Origin of the sequence: Streptomyces harbinensis (assembly GCF_900116145.1) — a bacterium.
Taxonomy (GTDB): Bacteria; Actinomycetota; Actinomycetes; order Streptomycetales; family Streptomycetaceae; genus Streptomyces; species Streptomyces carpaticus.
In genome coordinates, this window is record NZ_FPAB01000001.1 from 178,875 (window position 1) to 198,456 (window position 19,582).

Annotated in this window: 20 protein-coding genes and 1 riboswitch; of the genes, 6 read left to right on the plus strand and 14 right to left on the minus strand. The window is 71.4% G+C overall.

From position 1 onward, the window contains the following. Nucleotides 1-3: 3 nt before the first annotated feature. Both BM385_RS00845 and BM385_RS00850 read right to left on the minus strand, forming a co-directional pair. Complete coding sequence (locus tag BM385_RS00845; protein WP_093841872.1) at nt 4-441, minus strand: nuclear transport factor 2 family protein; 438 nt, start codon at nt 439-441, stop codon at nt 4-6. Between the two features lie 80 nt (nt 442-521). Further along, a complete protein-coding gene (locus BM385_RS00850; RefSeq protein WP_093841873.1) occupies nt 522-3,083 on the minus strand; it encodes a helicase-associated domain-containing protein in 2,562 nt (853 codons plus the stop codon). 162 nt (nt 3,084-3,245) lie between these two features. On the opposite strand from BM385_RS00850, the gene BM385_RS00855 reads away from it, so the two are divergent. Continuing rightward, a complete protein-coding gene (locus BM385_RS00855) occupies nt 3,246-4,088 on the plus strand; it encodes a helix-turn-helix domain-containing protein (protein ID WP_019431718.1) in 843 nt (280 codons plus the stop codon). Beyond that, entirely contained in the window at nt 4,085-4,363 is a 279-nt protein-coding gene (locus tag BM385_RS00860; RefSeq protein WP_019431719.1) for a DUF397 domain-containing protein, read from the plus strand. Before BM385_RS00855 ends, BM385_RS00860 begins: the two co-directional genes overlap by 4 nt. Here BM385_RS00860 and pstB (BM385_RS00865) read toward each other — a convergent pair. The 6 genes from pstB (BM385_RS00865) to pstB (BM385_RS00890) form a co-directional block, all read right to left on the minus strand. Continuing rightward, nucleotides 4,339-5,112 (minus strand): phosphate ABC transporter ATP-binding protein PstB, encoded by a 774-nt coding sequence (pstB, locus tag BM385_RS00865; RefSeq protein ID WP_019431720.1) that lies wholly within the window; start codon nt 5,110-5,112, stop codon nt 4,339-4,341. The two genes, BM385_RS00860 and pstB (BM385_RS00865), sit on opposite strands and share 25 nt — an antisense overlap. A gap of 20 nt (nt 5,113-5,132) precedes the next feature. Next, entirely contained in the window at nt 5,133-6,074 is a 942-nt protein-coding gene (gene pstA, locus BM385_RS00870; protein ID WP_019431721.1) for a phosphate ABC transporter permease PstA, read from the minus strand. Continuing rightward, nucleotides 6,071-7,054 (minus strand): phosphate ABC transporter permease subunit PstC, encoded by a 984-nt coding sequence (gene pstC / locus BM385_RS00875; RefSeq protein WP_019431722.1) that lies wholly within the window; start codon nt 7,052-7,054, stop codon nt 6,071-6,073. Before pstC ends, pstA begins: the two co-directional genes overlap by 4 nt. Nucleotides 7,055-7,197: 143 nt before the next feature. Next, on the minus strand, nt 7,198-8,295 hold the full coding sequence (pstS, locus tag BM385_RS00880; RefSeq protein WP_093841874.1) for a phosphate ABC transporter substrate-binding protein PstS: 1,098 nt from the start codon (nt 8,293-8,295) through the stop codon (nt 7,198-7,200). Nucleotides 8,296-8,459: 164 nt separating this feature from the next. Continuing rightward, on the minus strand, nt 8,460-9,137 hold the full coding sequence (locus BM385_RS00885; RefSeq protein ID WP_019431724.1) for a response regulator transcription factor: 678 nt from the start codon (nt 9,135-9,137) through the stop codon (nt 8,460-8,462). Nucleotides 9,138-9,195: 58 nt separating this feature from the next. After that, nucleotides 9,196-9,972, minus strand: coding sequence for a phosphate ABC transporter ATP-binding protein PstB (pstB, locus tag BM385_RS00890; protein WP_019431725.1), 777 nt, complete (start codon nt 9,970-9,972; stop codon nt 9,196-9,198). A gap of 170 nt (nt 9,973-10,142) precedes the next feature. On the opposite strand from pstB (BM385_RS00890), the gene BM385_RS00895 reads away from it, so the two are divergent. Next, the gene (locus tag BM385_RS00895; RefSeq protein WP_093841875.1) at nt 10,143-11,180 is read left to right on the plus strand and encodes a hypothetical protein; all 1,038 of its coding nucleotides are present in this window, start codon (nt 10,143-10,145) and stop codon (nt 11,178-11,180) included. A gap of 15 nt (nt 11,181-11,195) precedes the next feature. Here the strand turns inward: BM385_RS00895 and BM385_RS00900 are convergent, their stop codons facing one another. Beyond that, nucleotides 11,196-11,468, minus strand: a complete 273-nt coding sequence (locus tag BM385_RS00900) for a DUF4031 domain-containing protein (protein ID WP_019431727.1) — start codon at nt 11,466-11,468, stop codon at nt 11,196-11,198. After that, entirely contained in the window at nt 11,465-11,848 is a 384-nt protein-coding gene (locus BM385_RS00905; protein ID WP_019431728.1) for a DUF8819 family protein, read from the minus strand. The genes BM385_RS00900 and BM385_RS00905 overlap by 4 nt, the downstream gene beginning before the upstream one ends. 74 nt (nt 11,849-11,922) lie before the next feature. Between BM385_RS00905 and BM385_RS00910 the strand changes: the two genes are divergently transcribed. Continuing rightward, the gene (locus BM385_RS00910) at nt 11,923-12,870 is read left to right on the plus strand and encodes a MurR/RpiR family transcriptional regulator (RefSeq protein WP_078575733.1); all 948 of its coding nucleotides are present in this window, start codon (nt 11,923-11,925) and stop codon (nt 12,868-12,870) included. A 54-nt stretch (nt 12,871-12,924) separates the two neighbouring features. Then, complete coding sequence (gene murQ, locus BM385_RS00915) at nt 12,925-13,860, plus strand: N-acetylmuramic acid 6-phosphate etherase (RefSeq protein WP_093841876.1); 936 nt, start codon at nt 12,925-12,927, stop codon at nt 13,858-13,860. Between the two features lie 133 nt (nt 13,861-13,993). Here murQ and groL read toward each other — a convergent pair whose 3' ends face one another. The 4 genes from groL to thrC all read right to left on the minus strand — a co-directional run bounded on the left by groL (nt 13,994) and on the right by thrC (nt 18,143). Then, on the minus strand, nt 13,994-15,619 hold the full coding sequence (gene groL, locus BM385_RS00920) for a chaperonin GroEL (protein WP_019431731.1): 1,626 nt from the start codon (nt 15,617-15,619) through the stop codon (nt 13,994-13,996). Nucleotides 15,620-15,925: 306 nt separating this feature from the next. Next, on the minus strand, nt 15,926-16,129 hold the full coding sequence (locus tag BM385_RS00925; RefSeq protein ID WP_004986573.1) for a cold-shock protein: 204 nt from the start codon (nt 16,127-16,129) through the stop codon (nt 15,926-15,928). Between the two features lie 410 nt (nt 16,130-16,539). Continuing rightward, nucleotides 16,540-16,818: a MoaD/ThiS family protein gene (locus BM385_RS00930; RefSeq protein WP_026047076.1), complete on the minus strand. Its 279-nt coding sequence runs from the start codon at nt 16,816-16,818 to the stop codon at nt 16,540-16,542. Next, nucleotides 16,815-18,143 (minus strand): threonine synthase, encoded by a 1,329-nt coding sequence (gene thrC / locus BM385_RS00935; protein WP_254791408.1) that lies wholly within the window; start codon nt 18,141-18,143, stop codon nt 16,815-16,817. The genes BM385_RS00930 and thrC overlap by 4 nt, the downstream gene beginning before the upstream one ends. Before the next feature lie 16 nt (nt 18,144-18,159). After that, a riboswitch (SAM riboswitch) is annotated at nt 18,160-18,298 on the minus strand. Nucleotides 18,299-18,553: 255 nt separating this feature from the next. On the opposite strand from thrC, the gene BM385_RS00940 reads away from it, so the two are divergent. Further along, nucleotides 18,554-19,522: a glucosyl-3-phosphoglycerate synthase gene (locus BM385_RS00940; protein WP_019431734.1), complete on the plus strand. Its 969-nt coding sequence runs from the start codon at nt 18,554-18,556 to the stop codon at nt 19,520-19,522. Nucleotides 19,523-19,582 lie beyond the last annotated feature (60 nt).

Below are 19,582 nucleotides of genomic sequence, written 5' to 3' on the forward strand. Positions count from 1 at the left end.
GGGTCAGGACAGAACGGGCGGCCGGCCGGTGGTCCACACCGCCTCGATGTCGATCCGGCTGAAGCGCCATCCGTCGTCCGGGCCGGTGCGCACCAGTTCGGCCGCGCACCGGCCGCCGACGGTGAACACGCCGTGCGCGGGGTCGTGGTGCACATGTGTCATGAGGGCGTTCCAGGTGGCGGTGGCGTGGCCGGTGAGCGGGTCGGTGGTGGTCAGCAGGTCGGTGGCGCAGTGCTGGGTCCGCGCGTAGCGGCGGACCGCCTGCTCGGTCTGCCGGGTGACGGCCCGGTGTCCGCGCACGGTGCCGATCGGGGCGAGCGCCTGGATGTCGTCGGTGTGGAAGGGGCGGCTCCACTCCGGGTCGTCGTCGAACGTCCGCCGGTCCAGGGCGAGGAAGTAGCGGCTGATGAGGGTGGCGATGGCGTGGTGCTCGTGGTCCATGCGGCGATCCTGATACCTCAAGGCCACTTGAAGTCAAGGGCGGTTGCGCCGGACGGGGAGCACCCGGGGGCCCTCGGGGACTAGTCGGCCGGGAGTTCGACGGTGCCGGTGATGCGGTGCAGCGGGTAGGTGCGGACCTCTTCCGCCGTGTGGTCGAACGCCGTGACGAAGCCGCCCTCCACCCGGACCGGCGCCAGGATGTGCTGGGCGGCGACGCCGTCGGCGCCGACGTAGCCGATCCGTACCAGGTCGCCGGAGAGCGCCGCCGCCTGGAGGGTGGCGAGGGTTTCGGCCGCGGGGGTGCGCGGCAGCGCGCCGGCCGGGGGTGGGGGGACGGGCCGGGCGGCGGTCCTGGCGCCGGCGGCCGTCGCCGCCTCGTCGGTGCGTTCCTCGGTACGGTCGCCGGCCCGGATCGCCCGGACCGCCGCCGCGAGCAGCCGGTCGTCGGCGGCGGGCGGGCCGTCCGGGACGGGTTCGGGCGCGGTGCGCGGCGGGGTGCGGTGCCGGGTGGCGGCCAGGGTCACCACGGCGCCCTCGGCGGATTCGGCGGCCGGGGCCAGGCCCAGTTCGCGCAGCCGGGCCAGCAGGATCTCGGGGGGTGCGCCGGAGATGACGACGGTGGGCGCGATGCGGCGCAGCCGCAGCTGTTCGGCGCGGCGGTCGGCGAGGACCTGGGTGAGCAGGGCCTCGTCCTCGCAGCGCAGATAGCCGGCGGCCACCCCGACCCGCAGCCGGCCGTGCCGCCGGGCGACGTCGTCGACGAGGTAGGTGAGCGGCTGCGGTACGGGGGTGCGGGAGTGCTCGGCGAGGAAGCCGTGCAGCGCGTCGGGGGTCCAGCCGGCGTCCAGGGCGCGGCGTACCGAGGCGGGGGTGAAGCGGTAGACGGTGGCGCCGCCCTTGGACTCGATGTCGGCGATCAGCGCCATGGCCTGGGCGGGCTCGCGGCTGAGCGGTCCGGGGGCGACGGCGGTCAGGTCGGCCTGGAGGAGGAAGTGGTCGAGTTCCTCGGGGAGGAGCGGGGCCAGCAGGCGGGCGGCCCCGGCCTCGCGGTCCGCCGCCGGGGCCGTCCCGGCGGGCGTGGAGTACAGCGGCACGGAGTCCGCGGACGGCGCCGAGTCCGCGGATGCGGAGCCGGGCGGCACCGAGCCCATCGGCGCCGAGTCCGCCGGCAGCCCCCCGTCCGCCGGAGCGGCGGCCAGCAGCGCGCGGCCGTACGAGGTCAGGGCGCCGCGGCCGGTCACGCCCAGCAGGTCGGCTTCGGCCAGGACCGCCGCGCACAGCGCGTCGCGCGCCTCCGGCGTCATCCGGCGCGGCAGTTCCCAGCCGATGCGGTCGCGCACCGCCGCCGGGTCGGGGGCGGTGCCCTCGGGGAGGGCTGCCAGCAGTTCCAGGACGCGGCGGCGCAGTTCGGCCGCCGGGCCGCGGTCCAGGCCGGGGCCCAGTGCGGTCAGGGTGCGGCCCTTGCCGTCCCGGTCGCCGACCAGGCCGGGGACCCGGGTGCCGGTGAGCCAGACGCCCACCAGCCGCGCCCAGCGCCGCTCCCCCGGTTCGGCGGCCCACGCGTCGTAGGCCGGGGTGGGCGCGTACCGTTCGTCCACCTCGCCGTCGCCCGCCACCAGACCGGCGGCGTACGCCAGTTCGGCCCAGAAGGCGGCCTGCGGCTCGGGGACGTCCAGGGCCACCGCCGTGCGCTTCAGCTCGCGGACGCCGACCCCGCCGGTGCGCAGCACCGGGGGCGGCTCGGCCGCCCAGCCGGTCAGCAGTTCCTCGATCACGCCCAGCGCGCCCTGCGCGGCACCGGCGCCCGCCGCGTCGGCCACGCCCGGCGTGTACGTCGCGCGCGCCGTGACCTCCGGCGGCCGGGGGCGCAGTTCGCGGTGCGCGCGCCCGCCGCGCAGCCGCAGCGCCACCTCGCGCGGCAGCACCACGGTGCCCGGCTGGGTCGGCAGCAGCAGGCCCCGGTCCAGCAGCCAGCGCAGCTGCGGCCCGGGGCGGGCGGAGACCTCGCCGTACGGCGGCCCCCAGGCCAGCCGGTCCAGCGCCTCGCGGGCGCCGGGCGGCGCCGCCGCCAGCAGCCGGGCGAACCGTTCCTCGTCCGCAAACAGCCCGGTGAGCGCGGTCACCGCGCTCACCGGGTCGCCGGTGGCCGGCAGCCCGGCGCCGGTCAGCAGTTCCTGCACCCGGCGCGGTGAGATGCCCGCGCACGCCTCGGCGACGGTCGGCCCGAGCCCCGTACCGCCGGGCCGGGCGGCGGTGGGCGCCAGCACCTCCTGCGCGGTGCGCACCAGCCGCGGCTCGTGTTCGGCGCCCCACAGCAGGGCGCGCCCGCGCAGCCGGGCCAGCGCGTCCGGCAGTTCCCGCTCGCCGCCGGGCAGCAGGGCGGCCAGCGTGTCGTACGGGCACGGCTGGGGGGCGACGGCCAGCGCCTCGGCGACCTGGAGCGTGAAGACGTCCAGGCGCTCCAGGGCGCGCACCACCGAGGCGCGGGTGCCGGCCCGGGTGGCCAGCTGCGAGACGTCCCCGGGCAGCGGGGAGAGCAGGTCGGCCCGGGCCCGCAGCAGGGCGGTCAGCTCCTCGTCGCCGCGGGACCGCAGCTCCTCGGCCAGGGTGCGCGGCGGGCGCGGACGCTGCTCAGTGGTCATCCCAGCAACGGTACCGGTACCACCCCCGCCAGGACAGGAAACCGCCGCAGAACCTCCCATAGCCCCCCCGGGGTACCTGTACCCCAGCGCATGCAAGTGGACTCGGGGAGTAATGGAGCGGCAAACTCAGGAGCCAGCGATCAACAGGACCGGAGAACCACCATGCCGCCGAGGGAGCGCCCCACCGCCCGGCAAGCCCGCCTGGGAGCAGAACTGCGCAAGCTGCGCGAACACGCCGGCCGCACCGCACGCGAGACCGCCGCCATGCTCGGCACCGACCAGGGCAAGATCAGCCACATCGAGTCGGGCCGGATCGGCGTCAGCGAGGAGCGCATCCGCAGACTCGCCGCCTACTACGGCTGCACCGACGCGCCGCTGCTGGACGCCCTGAGCGCGATCGCCCGCGAGCACCGCGGCCAGTTCTGGTGGGACTCCTACCGCGGCGTCCTGCCGCCCCGCTTCCTCGACCTGGCCGAGCTGGAGCACCACAGCACCCGGATGCGCATCCTGCACACCGTCAACGTCCCCGGCCTGCTCCAGACCGAGGAGTACATCCGCGCCGTCAACGGCATGCGCCCGGCCGGCGAGGTCGAACCGTACGTCGAGTACCGGCTGCGCCGGCAGTCCGTCCTGGACCGCACCGACCCCGCCCCGTTCGACGTGGTGCTGCACGAGGCGGCGCTGCGCATGCGGTTCGGCGGCCGGCACGTGGTGCGCGCGCAGCTGGAGCACCTGATGAAGGCGTCCGAGCGCCCGCACATCACCCTGCGGGTCATCCCGTTCACCAATGAACGCTTCTACGAGGCCACCCAGCCGCTGCTGTACGCGCACGGGGTGGTCCGGCAGCTGGACACGGTGCAGATGGACACCCCGATCGGCGGGCTGCTGCTCACCGCCGACGACCAGCTGGGCGAGTACCGGGACTTCTTCGACGACGCCCACGACTTCACGCTCAGCCCCGCCGAGTCGCGCGGGCTGATCCATCACATCGCGCGGGAGCTATGACCACTCGCTGGCAGAAGTCCACCTTCTCCTCGGGTGGCGGGGAGAACTGCCTGGAACTGGCCGCCGCCCCCGCGCCGGGCGGCGGCCGGCTCGGTCTCGTCCTGCTGCGGGAGAGCGACCGGCCGGAGACCGTGCTGGCCGCCACCCGGGCCAGGGTCGCCGCGCTACTGGCCGCCGTCGCACAGCAGGAACGATTCGTCTTACCCGTCCGGCCCACCCGGCCGCTCACCCGCCGGACCACCGGCCCCGCTCAGCCGAACCGGCCGCTGATGTAGTCCTCGGTCCGGGTGTTGCCCGGGTTGTTGAAGATCTTCTCCGTGGTGTCGTACTCCACCAGCGCGCCGGTGCGCATCCCGTGCTCGTCGTCGATGTCCACGCTGAAGAACGCCGTCATCTCCGACACCCGCGCCGCCTGCTGCATGTTGTGCGTGACGATCACGATGCTGTACGAGCTCTCCAGCTGCCGGATCAGATCCTCGATCTTCAGGGTGGCGATCGGGTCGAGCGCCGAGCACGGCTCGTCCATCAGCAACACATCCGGCTGCACCGCGATCGCCCGCGCGATGCACAGCCGCTGCTGCTGGCCGCCCGACAGCGCCGTCCCCGGATCGTCCAGCTTGTCCTTCACCTCGTCCCACAGCGCCACACTGCGCAGCGACTCCTCCACCAGCTGGTCGAGGTCGCCCTTGAAGCCGTTGAGCCGCGGCCCGAAGGCCACGTTCTCGTAGATGGACTTGGGGAACGGGTTCGGCCGCTGGAACACCATCCCGATCCGGCGCCGCACCTCCGCCGCGTCCACCTCGGGGCCGTAGATGTCCTCGCCGTTGTAGATGATCTTCCCGCTGACGGTGGCGTCCATCAGGTCGTTCATCCGGTTCAGACAGCGCAGCACCGTGGACTTGCCGCAGCCCGAGGGGCCGATCAGCGCGGTGACCTTGTTGCGCGGTATCTCCAGGCTGATGTCCTTGACGGCGGTGAAGCTCCCGTAGGCCACGCCGAGACCCTGGACGTCGAAGACCGACATGTCTGTCCGCCTCCCCCTTCTCACTTGAGCTTGTTGGCCTTGGAACCGAGCCAGCGGGCCAGCACCACCAGGATCAGCACCAGCAGGAACAGCGACAGCGCGCCGCCCCACGCCCGCTCGATGCCTGCCTCGAACTGCTGCCGGGCGCCCCGGTAGATCTGCAGCGGCACGGCGCCCTGCGCGCCCTCGAAGTAACTGCTCACCAGGTACTGCGAGCCGAGGATCGTCATGATCAGCGGCGCGGTCTCACCGGCGCCCCGGGCCACCGCCAGCATCGAGCCGGTGGCCAGGCCCGGCGCGGCGGCCGGCAGCACGGTGGTCAGTACGGTGCGGGACTTGCTGGCGCCCAGCGCGTACGAGGCGTTGCGCCACTCGTCCGGCACCAGCTTCAGCATCTCCTCGCTGGAGCGCGCCACGATCGGCAGCATGATGATCGCGATGGCGACCGAGCCGGCGAAGGCGTTGAAGCCCTGGCCCAGCCCGCCGGTGGAGGAGACCAGGAAGCCGTAGACGAACAGACCCACGAAGATCGAGGGGATACCGGTCATCACATCGGTGAAGAACCGGATCAGGTCGGACAGCCGGCGCCCGGCGCGGGTCTCGCGGCCGTACTCCACCACGTAGATGGCGGTGGCCAGGCCCAGCGGCACGGACATCAGGATCGCGCCGCCCATGACGTACGCGGTGCCCACGAACCCGGCCCGGTAGCCGCCCTCCTGGCGGTAGCTGGGCTCGTCCGTGGTGAAGAAGTCCCAGTGGATGGCGCCGATGCCGCGCCGGGTGACCTCCCAGATGATGAGGAGCAGGGGGACGACGGCGATGGCCATCGCGGCCGTCAGCACCCCGGTGGCGAAACGGTTCTTCACCGCGCGCGCACCGGCGTTGCCCTGCTTCACCAGCAGGCTGCGGTGGCCGGTCTCCGTGGTCTTCGCGGTGGTGTCGGTGGTGTCGGTGGTGCTCATACGGCGGCGTCCCCCGAGACTCGGCCGATCCGCCACACCAGCAGTCGGGCCCCGATGTTGATGATCATGGTGAAGAGGAAGAGCACCACGCCGATCGCCATGAGCGCCTTGGTGGTCTCCGGTGTCGCCTCGCCGAACCGGGCCGCGATGTGCGCGGCCATCGAGTCACCGGCGGACAGCAGCGAACCGTCCCAGCTCTTGGTGGAGCCGATCAGCATCATCACGGCCACCGTCTCGCCGACCGCGCGGCCAAGACCCAGCATGCTGGCGGCCACGATGCCGGAGAAGCTGGAGGGCAGCACCACCTTGCGCATCACCTCGAAGCGGGTGGCGCCCAGCGCGTACGCGGCGTGCTGCTGGTCGACGGGGTTGACCGCGATGACCTCACGGACGATCGCGGTGATGATCGGCAGGATCATGATGGCCAGCACGATGCCGGCCGCCAGGTAGCTGGAGCCGAACACCGGGCCCTCGAAGGGCTTCCAGCCGGCGAGGTTGATCCAGCCGAAGGTGGACTCCAGCCACTCCAGGAAGGGGCGCAGCACATTCGGCAGCAGCCAGAAGAAGCCCCACATGCCGAAGATGATGCTGGGCACGGCGGCCAGCATCTCCACGGAGTACGACAGCGGGTTGCGCAGCCGCTTGGGCGCGAGCTGGTTGATGTAGAAGGCGACGCACAGCGCGAGCGGCAGCGCGATGACGATGGCGATCAGCGCGGTGACGAGGGTGCCGTAGATGAACGGCCAGGCCCCGTACGTCCCGGTGAAGTCGCTGTCGGTGCGGCTGGAGCCGGCCAGCCACTGGTCACCGGTCAGGAAGCTGAAGAAGCCCTGGTACTGGAAGATGGGCCAGGCGTCGTTGGTCGTTCTGATGACCATCCCGGCGAGGATGACGAAGACGCTGGCGCCGGCGAGCGTCACGAACCAGCGGAAGGCCGGGTCGGCTATCCGCTTTCGTTGACGGGACAGTGTGGCCGACATCGTTGCTGCTGCTCCTGTCTGCTGCCACGGGGGGGACGGAACGTCGGACGTGGGGAGGAACGGGTACGGGGAACGCCCGGGGCGGGGTGGTTACCGCCCCGGGCGGCGGGGGGACTGCGGTACCGCGCGGATCAGGAAGGCGCTCAGGCCTGGCTGTTGATCAGGTCGATCTGCGCCTGCACCCGCTCCTTGAGGTCCGCGCCCAGCGGCGCGTAGCCCAGCTCCAGGGCCAGCGCGTCGGCGTCCTCGGTCAGCGTCCAGGACCAGAAGTCCTTGATGATGTCGGCCGTGGCGTCGTCGTAGCCGCAGGTGTAGGCGAGGATGAAGTTGGTGCCGGCGATCGGGTAGCCGTCACCGCCCACACCGTTGATGGTGAACTGGAAGGTGTCGGGGATGTCCGCCTCCTCGGAGGCGGCGGTGGTGGCCTCCAGGGTCGGCGCGATGGCGTTGCCGTCGGCGTTGATGACCTGGGCGGTGGGCAGGCCCAGCTCCAGCGCGTAGGACTGGTTGACGTAGCCCAGGCCGCCGGGGTTCTGGGAGATCTGCTGCGAGACGCCCTCGTTGCCCTCGCCGCCGATGGTGTCACCGGCCCACTCGATCTCCTTGCCCTCGCCGAAGGCGTCGGCCCACGCGGGGACCTCGGTGTTGAGGTAGTGGGAGAAGACGAAGGTGGTGCCGGAGGAGTCGGACCGGTGGACCGGCAGGATGTCCTGGTCCGGCAGGTCGAAGTCCGGGTTCAGTTCGGCGATCGCCGGGTCGTTGTAGTTGGTGATGTCGCGGGAGTAGATCCCCGCGATGACCTCCGGGCTCAGCACCAGGCCGTCCAGCGAGGCGTCGTTGAACGCGATCGCCACCGATCCGAAGACGACCGGGAACTGCACGGCCGGGCAGCCGCGGGCGGCCTCGGCCTCGGCCAGCGCCTCGTCGCTCAGGTACTCCTCGGAGGAGCCGAAGTCGATGGACTGGCCGATGAACTGCTCCACGCCGGTGCCGGAACCGACGCTCTGGTAGTTGACGGTGACGCCGGACTTGTCGCCCTGGTAGGCGGCTATCCAGTCCTGGAAGACGGTGGCGGGGAACGACGCGCCGGCACCGGTCACGGTGCCGGACAGCGAGGAACCGCCCTCGTTCTTCGTGCCGTCACCGCCGTTGTCACCGTTGTCGTCGCTGCCGCCGCACGCGGTCAGGGCCAGGGCGGACACCGCGACGAGGGCCGCGGTCTTGGCGCGCCAGTTGCGCATGGCCTTTGCTCCTTTGACTTTGAATGTCTCGGGGAGAACGTAGGAGCGCGTGGCGAAGGCGTGCGGTCGGGAAGGTGAACAGAAAGGTAGGTTCGGCGGAACCGGCAGTTTCACAAAGAGAGCTGAAATCGTTAAGAAAGACGTCACCTGGCGAAACGGGGACGCTAGGCGTACTGGGCCGGCGGCACCAGCCGGTAACCGACGCCGCGCACCGTCTGGATGATCTCCGGATGGTGCGGATCGTCGCCGAGCCGTTCCCGCAGCCGCCGAATGTGAACGGTGATGGTATTCGACCGGCTGGCGCCGTCGCCCCACAGTTCGGCGCGGATACGGTCACGGGTGATGACCTTTTCCGCGTGCAGCATCAGCAGATGCAGCAACTGGAACTCGCGCAGCGGCAGCCGGGCGGTGACCACCCCGTGCATCCGCACCTCGTACGTGCCCGGGTCCAGGGTCAGCGGCCCGCACACCAGCGGCTGGTCCCAGCCGCCGCGCTGCCCGCGGTCGGACAGGCTGAGCAACTGGGCGACCTCGCGCGGCCGGTAGGGGCGCGCCACGCAGGCGCTGGCCCCGGCCGCGAGGGCCGGTGCCACCTGGTCGCTGTCCTCGGGGCTGACCCCGAGGACCACCGGGATGGACAGCCGGCGGCGCACCATGCGGGTGACGGTGGCGCCGTCCAGCAGCGGCAGCCCGGCGGAGACGAGCAGCACATCGGGGCGGCGCAGGCCGGCTTCCAGCAGGGCGGTGGCGCCGTCCGCGCAGTGCACGACGGACACCTGGTATTTCGCCAGCTGGGCGGTGAGCCCCTGCCGGATGCGTTCGTCCGCGTCCGCCAGAAGCACCAGCGGATTGACGCCGAGCGCTATTCCGGGAACGTGGTCCTCTTCCTGCGGCTGCGGATTATCCGAAGCGTCCGGAGATGTAATCCTCGGTACGCTGGTCAGCGGGCCGGTTGAAGATTTTCTCGGTCGCGTCGTACTCAACCAGGCGCCCATGGCGTACCCCCTCGCTGTCGGTGTCGGCAGTGAAGAACGCGGTGCGGTCGGATACCCGGGCGGCCTGCTGCATATTGTGCGTGACGATCACCAGCGTGAATTCGTCCGCGAGTTTCTGCATCAGGTCCTCGATCTTCGCCGTGGCGATGGGATCGAGCGCCGAGCAGGGCTCGTCCATCAGCACCACGTCCGGCCGCACCGCGACCGCCCGCGCGATGCACAGGCGCTGCTGCTGCCCGCCGGAGAGCGCGTGGCCGCTGCTGTTCAGCTTGTCCTTGACCTCGTCCCACAGGGCGGCGCTGGTGAGCGCGGCCTCGACCCGGTCGTCCAGGTCCGAGCGGCTGAGCCGGTCGGGGCCGAACCGCAGCCCGTACGCGACGTTGTCGTAGATGGACTTGGGGAACGGGTTGGGCTTCTGGAACACCATCCCGATCCGCCGCCGCACCTCGATGGAGTCGACGTCCGCACCGTAGAGATCCGCGCCCCGGTAGGCGACCTTGCCGCTCACGCTCGCCCCGGGCACCAGGTCGTTCATCCGGTTCAGGCAGCGCAGCACGGTGGACTTGCCGCAGCCCGAGGGGCCTATGAGCGCGGTGATCTCGCGTTCGTGGATGTCCATGGAGACATCCCGTACGGCGCGGTGCGTCCCGTACGACACGTTCACCCCGCCGAGTTCGAACACAACGGGGGCGCCCTCGGTGGGGCGGCGCCCGCCGTGGGGGGTAAGGGGTGTCGCAAGACCTGTCGCCATGGTTCACATGTAACGAGGTGTGGGTAGCCGGTTGCGGGGTGTCGGGTGAACCCTTGATGAACAGCGGCGAAGCCATAGGTGCTGCCGCTACCATCGGGCCCGTGGGGATCGAAGGCGAACAGCTGGTACTCGACTATCTGAGCAAGGTGGGCGACCTGGCCCACACCACCAGCATGTCGGCGGCCGAACGGGCGGCGCTGGTGGGGCGGTTGCGCACGGAGATCGGTCAGCAGCGATCCCGGGTCGACGGCGAGGAGAGCCGGTCCGACATCAAGCGCATCCTGCGGCAGATGGGCCGCCCGGAGGACGTGGTGGCAAGCGCCGCGGGCGGCACCGCGCAGGCCGCTCACTCCGCGCCGGCCGTCCCGGCGCCCGCGCCCGCCCCCGAGCCGTCGGCACCGCCCGCGCCGCAGCCGGAGAAGCCGGCCCGCTTCTCCTTCCGCAAGCCGAAGGACCGGGCGCCCGCCGCGGAGCCCGAGCCGGCCCCGGAACCGGCGCCGCAGGCCCGGGCCGGGGCCGCGGAGGAGGACGACGAGGACTGGACCGAGCAGCCGAAGCCCCCGCAGCTGTACTGGCCGGACGGCCGGATCGGCGGCTTCGTCGGCGGGATCGAGATCCCCGAGATGCTGCGCGCCCCGGTGGAGGACCGCACCGCCCCGGGGCCCGCCGCCCCCGACCCGGCGGCGGCCCCCGCCGTGGAGACGCCGCCCGCCGAGGCGGCCCCGGCCGAGCCCGCCGCCCCGCCGCCGCCCACCGGCTGGCGCCGCGCCAACGCGGCGATCCGCGGCACCAACCGGCACATGGGCGGCCCGATCGAGCTGATCGGCGCCCTGCTGCTGGTCTCCGGCGCGATCCTCACCGAACTGGCCCCGCTCGCGATCGGCTGGCTGCTGGCCTACTGGTCCCCGCGGCTGTCCCGCCGCGAGGCGCAGTGGATCACCTTCGGCGGCCCGGGCCTGGTCTTCGGCGGCTACCTCACCTGGCTCTTCGGCCGGGTCAACGCCTACTGGGGCGAACCGCTGGTGGACACCACCGCCGGCGACCAGCTCGCCGACACCTGGCCGCTGCTGCTGCGCCTGTCGGCGGTGGTCTCCGCCGCCCTCCTCCTGTGGCGGGCCCGCCGCCCCCGCCCGCAGTGACGGGGCGGCGCCGGTTCAGGCCGTCCGGCGGTGCCGTTTGCGGCGGCGCAGGCCGGCGCGGGTGAGGTGGCCGAGGAGGGCCTTGCTGCCGACCTCCACCGCGCCGAGCCGGACCGCGTCCTGGTAGCTCTCGGCCGGGATGTCGTAGTGGTCGCCGTCGAACGCCCTCGGCGGCGCGCCCAGCCGAGCGGCGAAGGCGTGCAGTTCGTCGTACGAGACGTCGCTGATCAGGTGGGACCACATCCGGCCATGCCCCGGCCAGGTCGGCGGGTCGATGTAGACCGTCACGGTGCGCCGTCCGCCTCGCCGGCGCGGTCGAGGCCGCCCAGCGGTGCGACGGTGCGGCCCCGGGCCCCGCACACCCAGTGCGGGGCGTCGGACAGCTCCGGCTCCAGGTCAAGGGCGTGGTGATCCTCGCAGAACGGGCACACCGGCCAGCGTCCGGCCGCGCCGTGCGCGTCCAGCAGCGCGTCCTGGACGTCCTGGGCGAGCAGCCCGGGCAGGTACGGGGCGCCCTGCGGCCACTGGGCACACCACCAGCGGCGGTGTTCCATCGCGCTCTCCAGGGCGGAGACCTCGGCCGGCCCGGCCGCGTCGCAGGCCGCCAGATCGGCGAGGACCAGCGCGCGGCCCCGGTGCACGGCCTCTTCCGGCGTCTCCTGGTTCATACGCACTATTGGAGCACTCCCAGGGCTTGACGCGACAACTTCTCCGAAAATATGTTTCGTCTGTGAGGAATGCGATGAAGGAAAATTTCGTCCGCCGGGCCGGCCGACCGCGTCCCGTCGCCGTCTCACCCCCGCGTCCCGCTCCTCCGGAGCCGGCGGCCCTGGCTGCCAAGGTCCGCACCATGACCCCCTCCATGACCCGCTCCATGCAGCGCGTCGCCGAGACCGTCGCCTCCGACCCGGCCGGCTGCGCCGCTCTCACCGTCACCGGCCTCGCCGAGCGCACCGGCACATCCGAGGCCACCGTGGTCCGTACCGCCCGGATGCTCGGCTACCCCGGCTACCGCGATCTGCGGCTGGCGCTGGCCGGCCTCGCCGCCCAGCAGGCGTCCGGCGCCGCGCCCGCCGTCACCGCCGACATCTCGGTCGACGACCCGCTCAGCGAGGTGGTCGCCAAGCTCACCCAGGACGAGCGGCAGACCCTCACCGACACGGCGGGCGCCCTCGACCTCGCCCAGCTCGAAGCCACCGTCAGCGCGCTGGCCACCGCCCGCCGCGTGGACGTGTACGGCATCGGGGCCTCCTCGCTGGTCGCCCAGGACCTGGCGCAGAAACTGCTGCGGATCGGCCTGGTGGCGCACGCGCACGCGGACCCTCATCTGGCGGTCACGGGGGCCGTCCAGCTGCGGGCCGGCGACGTGGCGGTCGCCATCACCCACTCCGGCCGCACCGTGGATGTGATCGAACCGCTCCAGGCGGCCTTCGACCACGGCGCGACCACCGTCGCCATCACCGGCCGCCCGGACGGCGAGGTCACCCAGTACGCCGACCACGTCCTGACCACCTCCACCGCGCGCGAGAGCGAACTGCGCCCGGCGGCGATGTCCAGCCGCACCAGCCAGCTGCTGGTGATCGACTGCCTGTTCATCGGTGTGGCGCAGCGTACGTACGAGACCGCCGCGCCCGCGCTGCACGCCAGTTACGAGGCGCTGGCGCACCGCCACTCACCGCGCGACCGCTGACCGGCGCCGCGCCCGACCCCCTCGAACCCCCGTACTCCGGAGAGCCGCACCTCCATGTCCCTCAGTCCTTATGGTGAGCTGCGTTCCGAACTCGATGGTCTGACCACCGAGGCGCACCGTCCCGATTTCGCCGAGATCGACCAGCGCTCCACGCTCGACATCGCCCGCACCATGAACCGCGAGGACGCCGGGGTGCCCGGCGCCGTTGCGGCCCAGCTGCCGAAGATCTCCGCCGCGATCGACGCCGCCGCGCTGCGGCTGGCGCGCGGCGGGCGGCTGCTGTATCTCGGCGCGGGCACGGCCGGGCGGCTCGGGGTGCTCGACGCCAGCGAGTGCCCGCCGACGTTCAACACGGATCCGTCCCAGGTCGTCGGGCTGATCGCCGGCGGCCCCGGGGCCATGGTGACGGCGGTGGAGGGCGCCGAGGACAGCAAGGCGCTGGCCGCCGAGGATCTGCGGCGGCACGGGGTGACGGCCGACGACGTGGTGGTCGGCATCTCGGCCTCCGGCCGCACGCCGTACGCGGTGGGCGCGGTGGAGTACGCGCGCGGGTGCGGGGCGCTGACCATCGGCCTGTCGTGCAACGCCGATTCGCCGCTGGCGGCGGCGGCCGAGCACGGCATCGAGGTGGTGGTGGGGCCCGAGCTGATCTCCGGGTCCACCCGGCTGAAGGCGGGCACCGCGCAGAAGCTGGTGCTCAACATGATCTCGACCATCAGCATGATCCGGCTGGGCAAGACCTACGGCAATCTGATGGTGGACGTGCGCGCCTCGAACGAGAAGCTGCGGGCCCGTTCGCGCCGGATCGTGCATCTGGCGACCGGGGCGCCCGATCCGGTCATCGAGTCGGCGCTGCGGGCGACCGACGGCGAGGTGAAGAACGCGATCCTCACCATTCTCGGCAAGGTGGACGCGCCCACCGCCGGGCGGCTGCTGTCGGAGTCGCACGGCCATCTGCGGGCGGCCCTGACGGCTGCCGCGAAGGGCTGACGGCCACTCGGCCCGGCCCGGACACGCCGGCCCCGCCGGTGCCCGGCACACAGAACGCCGAGGGGCGGCACCCCGGACCGTGCAGGTCCGGGGTGCCGCCCCTGTCGCTCGGGCGGATTCGATCCGGGTGGGATCAGAAGTCCATGCCGCCCATGCCACCGGTCGGGTCGCCGGCCGGGGCCGCCGCCTTCTCCGGCTTGTCCGCGATGACGGCCTCGGTGGTGAGGAAGAGCGCCGCGATGGAGGCGGCGTTCTGCAGCGCGGAGCGGGTGACCTTGGTCGGGTCGGGGATCCCGGCGGCCAGCAGGTCGACGTACTCGCCGGTCGCGGCGTTCAGGCCGTGACCCTGCGGCAGGTTGCGGACCTTCTCGACCACGACGCCGCCTTCGAGACCGGCGTTGACCGCGATCTGCTTCAGCGGGGCCTCCAGGGCGAGCTTGACGGCGGCGGCACCGGTCGCCTCGTCACCCTCCAGGTCCAGCTTGTCCAGCGCGGAGGCGGCCTGGAGCAGGGCCACGCCACCACCGGCGACGATGCCCTCCTCGACGGCGGCCTTGGCGTTGCGCACCGCGTCCTCGATGCGGTGCTTGCGCTCCTTCAGCTCGACCTCGGTGGCGGCACCGGCCTTGATGACGGCCACGCCGCCGGCCAGCTTCGCCAGACGCTCCTGGAGCTTCTCGCGGTCGTAGTCCGAGTCGGAGTTCTCGATCTCGGCGCGGATCTGGTTGACCCGGCCCTGGACCTGGTCGCTGTCGCCGGCACCGTCGACGATGGTGGTCTCGTCCTTGGTGATGACGACCTTGCGGGCGCGGCCGAGCAGGTCCAGGCCCGCGTTCTCCAGCTTGAGGCCGACCTCCTCGGAGATGACCTGGCCACCGGTGAGGATGGCGATGTCGGTCAGCATGGCCTTGCGGCGGTCACCGAAGCCGGGCGCCTTGACGGCGACGGACTTGAAGGTGCCGCGGATCTTGTTGACGACCAGCGTGGACAGGGCCTCGCCCTCGACGTCCTCGGCGATGATCAGCAGCGGCTTGCCGGCCTGCATGACCTTCTCCAGCAGCGGAAGGAGGTCCTTCACGTTGCTGACCTTGGAGTTGACGATGAGGATGTAGGGGTCCTCCAGCTCGGCCTCCATGCGCTCCATGTCGGTCGCGAAGTAGGCGGAGATGTAGCCCTTGTCGAAGCGCATGCCCTCGGTGAGCTCCAGCTCGAGACCGAAGGTCTGCGACTCCTCGACGGTGATGACGCCTTCCTTGCCGACCTTGTCCATGGCCTCGGCGATCAGCTCGCCGATCTGGATGTCGCCGGCGGAGATGGAGGCGGTGGAGGCGATCTGCTCCTTGGTCTCGACCTCCTTGGCCTGGCCGAGCAGCGCCTCGGAGACCTTCTCGACGGCGGCCTCGATGCCCCGCTTCAGGGCCATCGGGTTGGCGCCGGCGGCGACGTTGCGCAGACCCTCACGGACCAGGGCCTGAGCCAGCACGGTGGCGGTGGTCGTACCGTCACCCGCGACGTCGTCGGTCTTCTTGGCGACCTCCTTGACCAGCTCGGCGCCGATCTTCTCGTAGGAGTCCTCCAGCTCGATCTCCTTGGCGATGGAGACACCGTCGTTCGTGATCGTGGGGGCGCCCCACTTCTTCTCCAGAACGACGTTGCGGCCCTTGGGACCGAGCGTGACCTTGACGGCGTCGGCGAGCTGGTTCATCCCGCGCTCAAGGCCGCGCCGCGCCTCCTCGTTGAACGCGATGATCTTGGCCATGTGAAGGGGTCCTCCCATATGACGGGGTGGATGCTCCAGGACCGCGCCGGCGCCCGCGACGGACGGCCGTACGCCCGGCGGTTCCTTGCCCCGCCTGGCTCACGACCTCACCGAACCGGTCTCTGCTGTCACTCTCACCCTCAGAGTGCTAACCCATGATTAGCACTCTCCCCATGAGAGTGCAAGCGCCTTCGCGTTGTCGCAGGTGACGGCGGGGGCGCACATGACAGGGCCCGCACCCCTGCGCTGGTGTGCGCTGGGTGCGGGCCCCGGTCGCTCGGCTGCGGTGGTAGTACGGTCGGCGGTTCAGGCGGTCACCCGGACCATGTCGGCCTGAGGACCCTTCTGTCCCTGCGAGATCTCGAACTCGACCCGCTGCCCCTCTTCCAGAGTGCGGTAGCCGTCCATCTGAATCGCGCTGTAGTGGACGAACACGTCCGCACCACCGTCTACCGCGATGAAGCCGTATCCCTTCTCCGCGTTGAACCACTTGACGGTGCCCTGAGCCATTCCAAACTCCCCATGTTGCTGGCCCTTTCACGAGACCGCACTTCACGGACCCGGGTCAGACCGGAACGCGTCGACCGCCGCTGAATGTATCTGGACGGAAGCCCTCTGCAACAGGCCATTGAGGAGAGAATTCTTGGAGCGCCCAAACGGGCAAATTACGCAAAGCAGAAGAAAATCGAATATTTCCTTCGCGTCTTATCGCGCCAATCCGGCAATTGGTGCAGCGAATTTCCGCGCGTTTCCGTCGAGAAGTGTCGTGAATTCATAGGCGACTGGCATCGGCTGGGCCGTGGGGCCGGCGACGCGCGCGAGCCCACTCTATCGCCCCGGAAACGCCCAACCGCCCCGAAGCGGGCAGCTCCGGGGCGGTTGTTGAAGATGTGATCAAACGTAGACGTGACGCGGTGCGGTCAGCAGCCGCCCGCCACCGCCGGGATGATGGAGATCCCGGCGCCGTCCGGCGTGGGAGTGTCCAGGCCCTCGGCGAACCGCACGTCGTCGTCGTTCACGTACACGTTCACGAAACGGCGCAGCTTGCCCGCGTCGTCCAGCACCCGGGCGGAGATGCCCTGGTGGTTCCGCTCCAGATCGGCGAGAACGTCGCGCAGCGTACCGCCGTCGGCGGAAACCTCCGCTTGGCCGCCGGTGTAGGTGCGCAGGATGGTCGGGATTCGGACAGTCACGCTCATGCGAGGCCAGCCTCTCGGAAAGCGTCCAGATTCGGACGGATGATGGCGGTCGGACCGGTGGTCCCGGCCACCGCGTCCAGGGTCTTGAGGCCGTCGCCGGTGTTCAGTACGACCGTCGTCAGCTCCGGGTCGAGCTGCCCGGTCTCGATCAGCTTGCGGGTCACGCCCACGGTCACCCCGCCCGCCGTCTCGGCGAAGATGCCCTCGGTGCGGGCCAGCAGCTTGATGGCGTCCACGATCTGCGGGTCGGTGACGTCCTCCACCGCGCCGCCGGTGCGGCGGGCGATGTCCAGGACGTACGGGCCGTCCGCCGGGTTGCCGATCGCCAGCGACTTGGCGATGGTGGCCGGCTTCACCGGGCGCACCACGTCGTGCCCGGCCTTGTACGCCTGGCTGACCGGGGAGCAGCCCTCGGCCTGGGCACCGAAGATCTTGTAGGGCTTGTCCTCGACCAGGCCGGTCGCGATCAGCTCCTTGATGCCCTTGTCGATCTTGGTGAGCTGGGAGCCGGAGGCGATCGGGACCACCAGCTGGTCGGGCAGCCGCCAGCCGAGCTGTTCGGCGATCTCGAAGGCCAGGGTCTTGGAGCCCTCGGCGTAGTAGGGGCGGAGGTTGACGTTGACGAAGCCCCAGCCCTCGCCGGCCGGGTCACCGATCAGCTCGCTGCAGAAACGGTTCACGTCGTCGTAGGTGCCCTCGATGCCCACCAGCTCGCCGCCGTAGACGGCGGCCATCACGACCTTGCCCTGCTCCAGGTCGTGCGGGATGAACACACAGGAGCGCAGGCCCGCCCGCGCGGCGGCGGCGCCGACCGCGCCCGCCAGGTTGCCGGTCGAGGAACAGGAGAGCGTGGTGAAGCCGAAGGCGCGCGCGGCCTCCACCGCGTTGGCGACCACCCGGTCCTTGAAGGAGTGGGTGGGGTTGCCGGAGTCGTCCTTCACGTACAGTTCGCCGCCGTGCCCCAGCGCCGCGGCCAGCCGGTCGGCCCGGACCAGCGGGGTGCCGCCGGGGTGGAGGTTGGGCTTGGTGGCGACGTCGGCCGGCACCGGCAGCAGCGGGGCGTAGCGCCAGATGCTGTGCGGTCCGGCCTCGATGGCGCTCCGTAGCGCTCCGGGGTCACCGGTGGGCAGATCGTACGCGATTTCGAGTGGGCCGAAACACGCCTCACAGGCGAAGATCGGGCTGAGCGGGAACCGCTCGCCGCACTCGCGGCAGGAGAGCGCCACGGCGGGCCCGAGATCGACGGGGGCGCCGGCGGATCCCGGGGCGGCGGAGGGGCGGGGAGCGCCGTCGGGCGCGGGAGTGTGCGAGGTCAGCACAGGCATGGCTACGAGGCCCTTCTCCTCATCTTCCCCGTGACGGATTTCGCCACAGGACGGAATTGGCACCTTCCCCACCGGGAGCCTCGCGTCCTTACGAGACCGGCGGAAGGGTTGCCGGGGCTTCAACGGGCCGTTCCCTCTGCCCCTCTGGATGAGCTGTATTCGATTGGCTGCGCAGCGTCCCCGATATGCGGAGGACACCTGCGCTGTCCGAGACTGTAACGGACGCCCCGGACAATGGCTCGGGCCGTCCGATCCGCGAGACGAACAGGAGACAGACATATTCTCGCCCGAACTGGGCACCTCCGATGAGGGCCATATACGGCCATTGATGACATGCCCGACAGAACCGACTGACGTGATCTACCTGACCTACCCGACTTATGTGGTCGAAGCGAACAGGAGCGACATTCGTGCTGGAAGAGGCTGAGGAGTGGCTGACCCGCCGGTCCTGGACTGCCGCTGACCGCTCGCTGCGACGGCTGCTGGACGCGAAAGCGTCGGCCGGCCCTGCGGGCAGCGTCAGCGTCGTGCTTCCCGCGCTGAACGAGGAAGCGACCGTCGGCACCATCGTGGAAGCGCTCCGGCGCGACCTGATGGAGACCGTGCCACTGATCGACGAGCTGATGGTGGTGGACTCCGGATCCACCGACCGCACCGGAGAGGTCGCCGCAGCGGCCGGCGCCAAGGTCGTCCACCGCGACGAGATCATCCCGCGCATGCCCACCGTCCCCGGCAAGGGGGAGGTGCTGTGGCGCTCCCTGATGGCCACCAGCGGCGAGATCATCGCTTTCGTCGACGCCGACCTGCGGGAGTTCGACTCCCGCTTCGTCTCCGGCATCCTCGGGCCGCTGCTCACCGAACCCGATGTGCACCTGGTCAAGGCCATGTACGACCGCCCGCTCGGTGACGCACCCTCAGGGGCCCACCAGGGCGGCCGGGTCACCGAGTTGGTGGCCCGCCCGCTGCTCAACCTGCACTGGCCGCAGCTGGCCGGCGTCGTCCAGCCACTGGGCGGCGAGTACGCGGCCCGCCGCTCCCTGCTGGAACAGCTGCCCTTCCCGGTCGGCTACGGCGTCGAACTCGGCCTGCTCATCGACACCCTGCACCTCGCCGGGCTCGACGCGGTCGGCCAGGTCGACGTCGGGGTGCGCAAACACCGCCACCAGGACGGCCAGGCCCTGGGCCGGATGGCGGCGGCCATCATGCGCACCGCCCAGAGCCGGCTGCCGGGCCACGGCCCGGTCCCGGTGCAGCAGGGCATGATGCAGTTCGAACGCCTGGCGGAGGGCGGTTTCTCGCCGCTGACGCACACCATCCACACCGAGGAACGCCCGCCGATGGCCACCGTCCCGGAGTACGCCGCTCGCCAGGCGGCCTGACCCCGGCGGGGCGGACGGCGCCCCCCGCACGGACACGCCGAGGGTGACCGGTGGCACGTT

Coding starts and splice junctions, on each gene's coding strand:
- BM385_RS00845 (WP_093841872.1), bottom strand. CDS start 441: ATGGACCACGAGCACCACGCCATCGCCACCCTCATCAGCCGCTACTTC.
- BM385_RS00850 (WP_093841873.1), bottom strand. CDS start 3,083: ATGACCACTGAGCAGCGTCCGCGCCCGCCGCGCACCCTGGCCGAGGAG.
- BM385_RS00855 (WP_019431718.1), top strand. CDS start 3,246: ATGCCGCCGAGGGAGCGCCCCACCGCCCGGCAAGCCCGCCTGGGAGCA.
- BM385_RS00860 (WP_019431719.1), top strand. CDS start 4,085: ATGACCACTCGCTGGCAGAAGTCCACCTTCTCCTCGGGTGGCGGGGAG.
- pstB (WP_019431720.1), bottom strand. CDS start 5,112: ATGTCGGTCTTCGACGTCCAGGGTCTCGGCGTGGCCTACGGGAGCTTC.
- pstA (WP_019431721.1), bottom strand. CDS start 6,074: ATGAGCACCACCGACACCACCGACACCACCGCGAAGACCACGGAGACC.
- pstC (WP_019431722.1), bottom strand. CDS start 7,054: ATGTCGGCCACACTGTCCCGTCAACGAAAGCGGATAGCCGACCCGGCC.
- pstS (WP_093841874.1), bottom strand. CDS start 8,295: ATGCGCAACTGGCGCGCCAAGACCGCGGCCCTCGTCGCGGTGTCCGCC.
- BM385_RS00905 (WP_019431728.1), bottom strand. CDS start 11,848: ATGAACCAGGAGACGCCGGAAGAGGCCGTGCACCGGGGCCGCGCGCTG.
- BM385_RS00910 (WP_078575733.1), top strand. CDS start 11,923: ATGAAGGAAAATTTCGTCCGCCGGGCCGGCCGACCGCGTCCCGTCGCC.
- murQ (WP_093841876.1), top strand. CDS start 12,925: ATGTCCCTCAGTCCTTATGGTGAGCTGCGTTCCGAACTCGATGGTCTG.
- groL (WP_019431731.1), bottom strand. CDS start 15,619: ATGGCCAAGATCATCGCGTTCAACGAGGAGGCGCGGCGCGGCCTTGAG.
- BM385_RS00925 (WP_004986573.1), bottom strand. CDS start 16,129: ATGGCTCAGGGCACCGTCAAGTGGTTCAACGCGGAGAAGGGATACGGC.
- BM385_RS00930 (WP_026047076.1), bottom strand. CDS start 16,818: ATGAGCGTGACTGTCCGAATCCCGACCATCCTGCGCACCTACACCGGC.
- thrC (WP_254791408.1), bottom strand. CDS start 18,143: ATGCCTGTGCTGACCTCGCACACTCCCGCGCCCGACGGCGCTCCCCGC.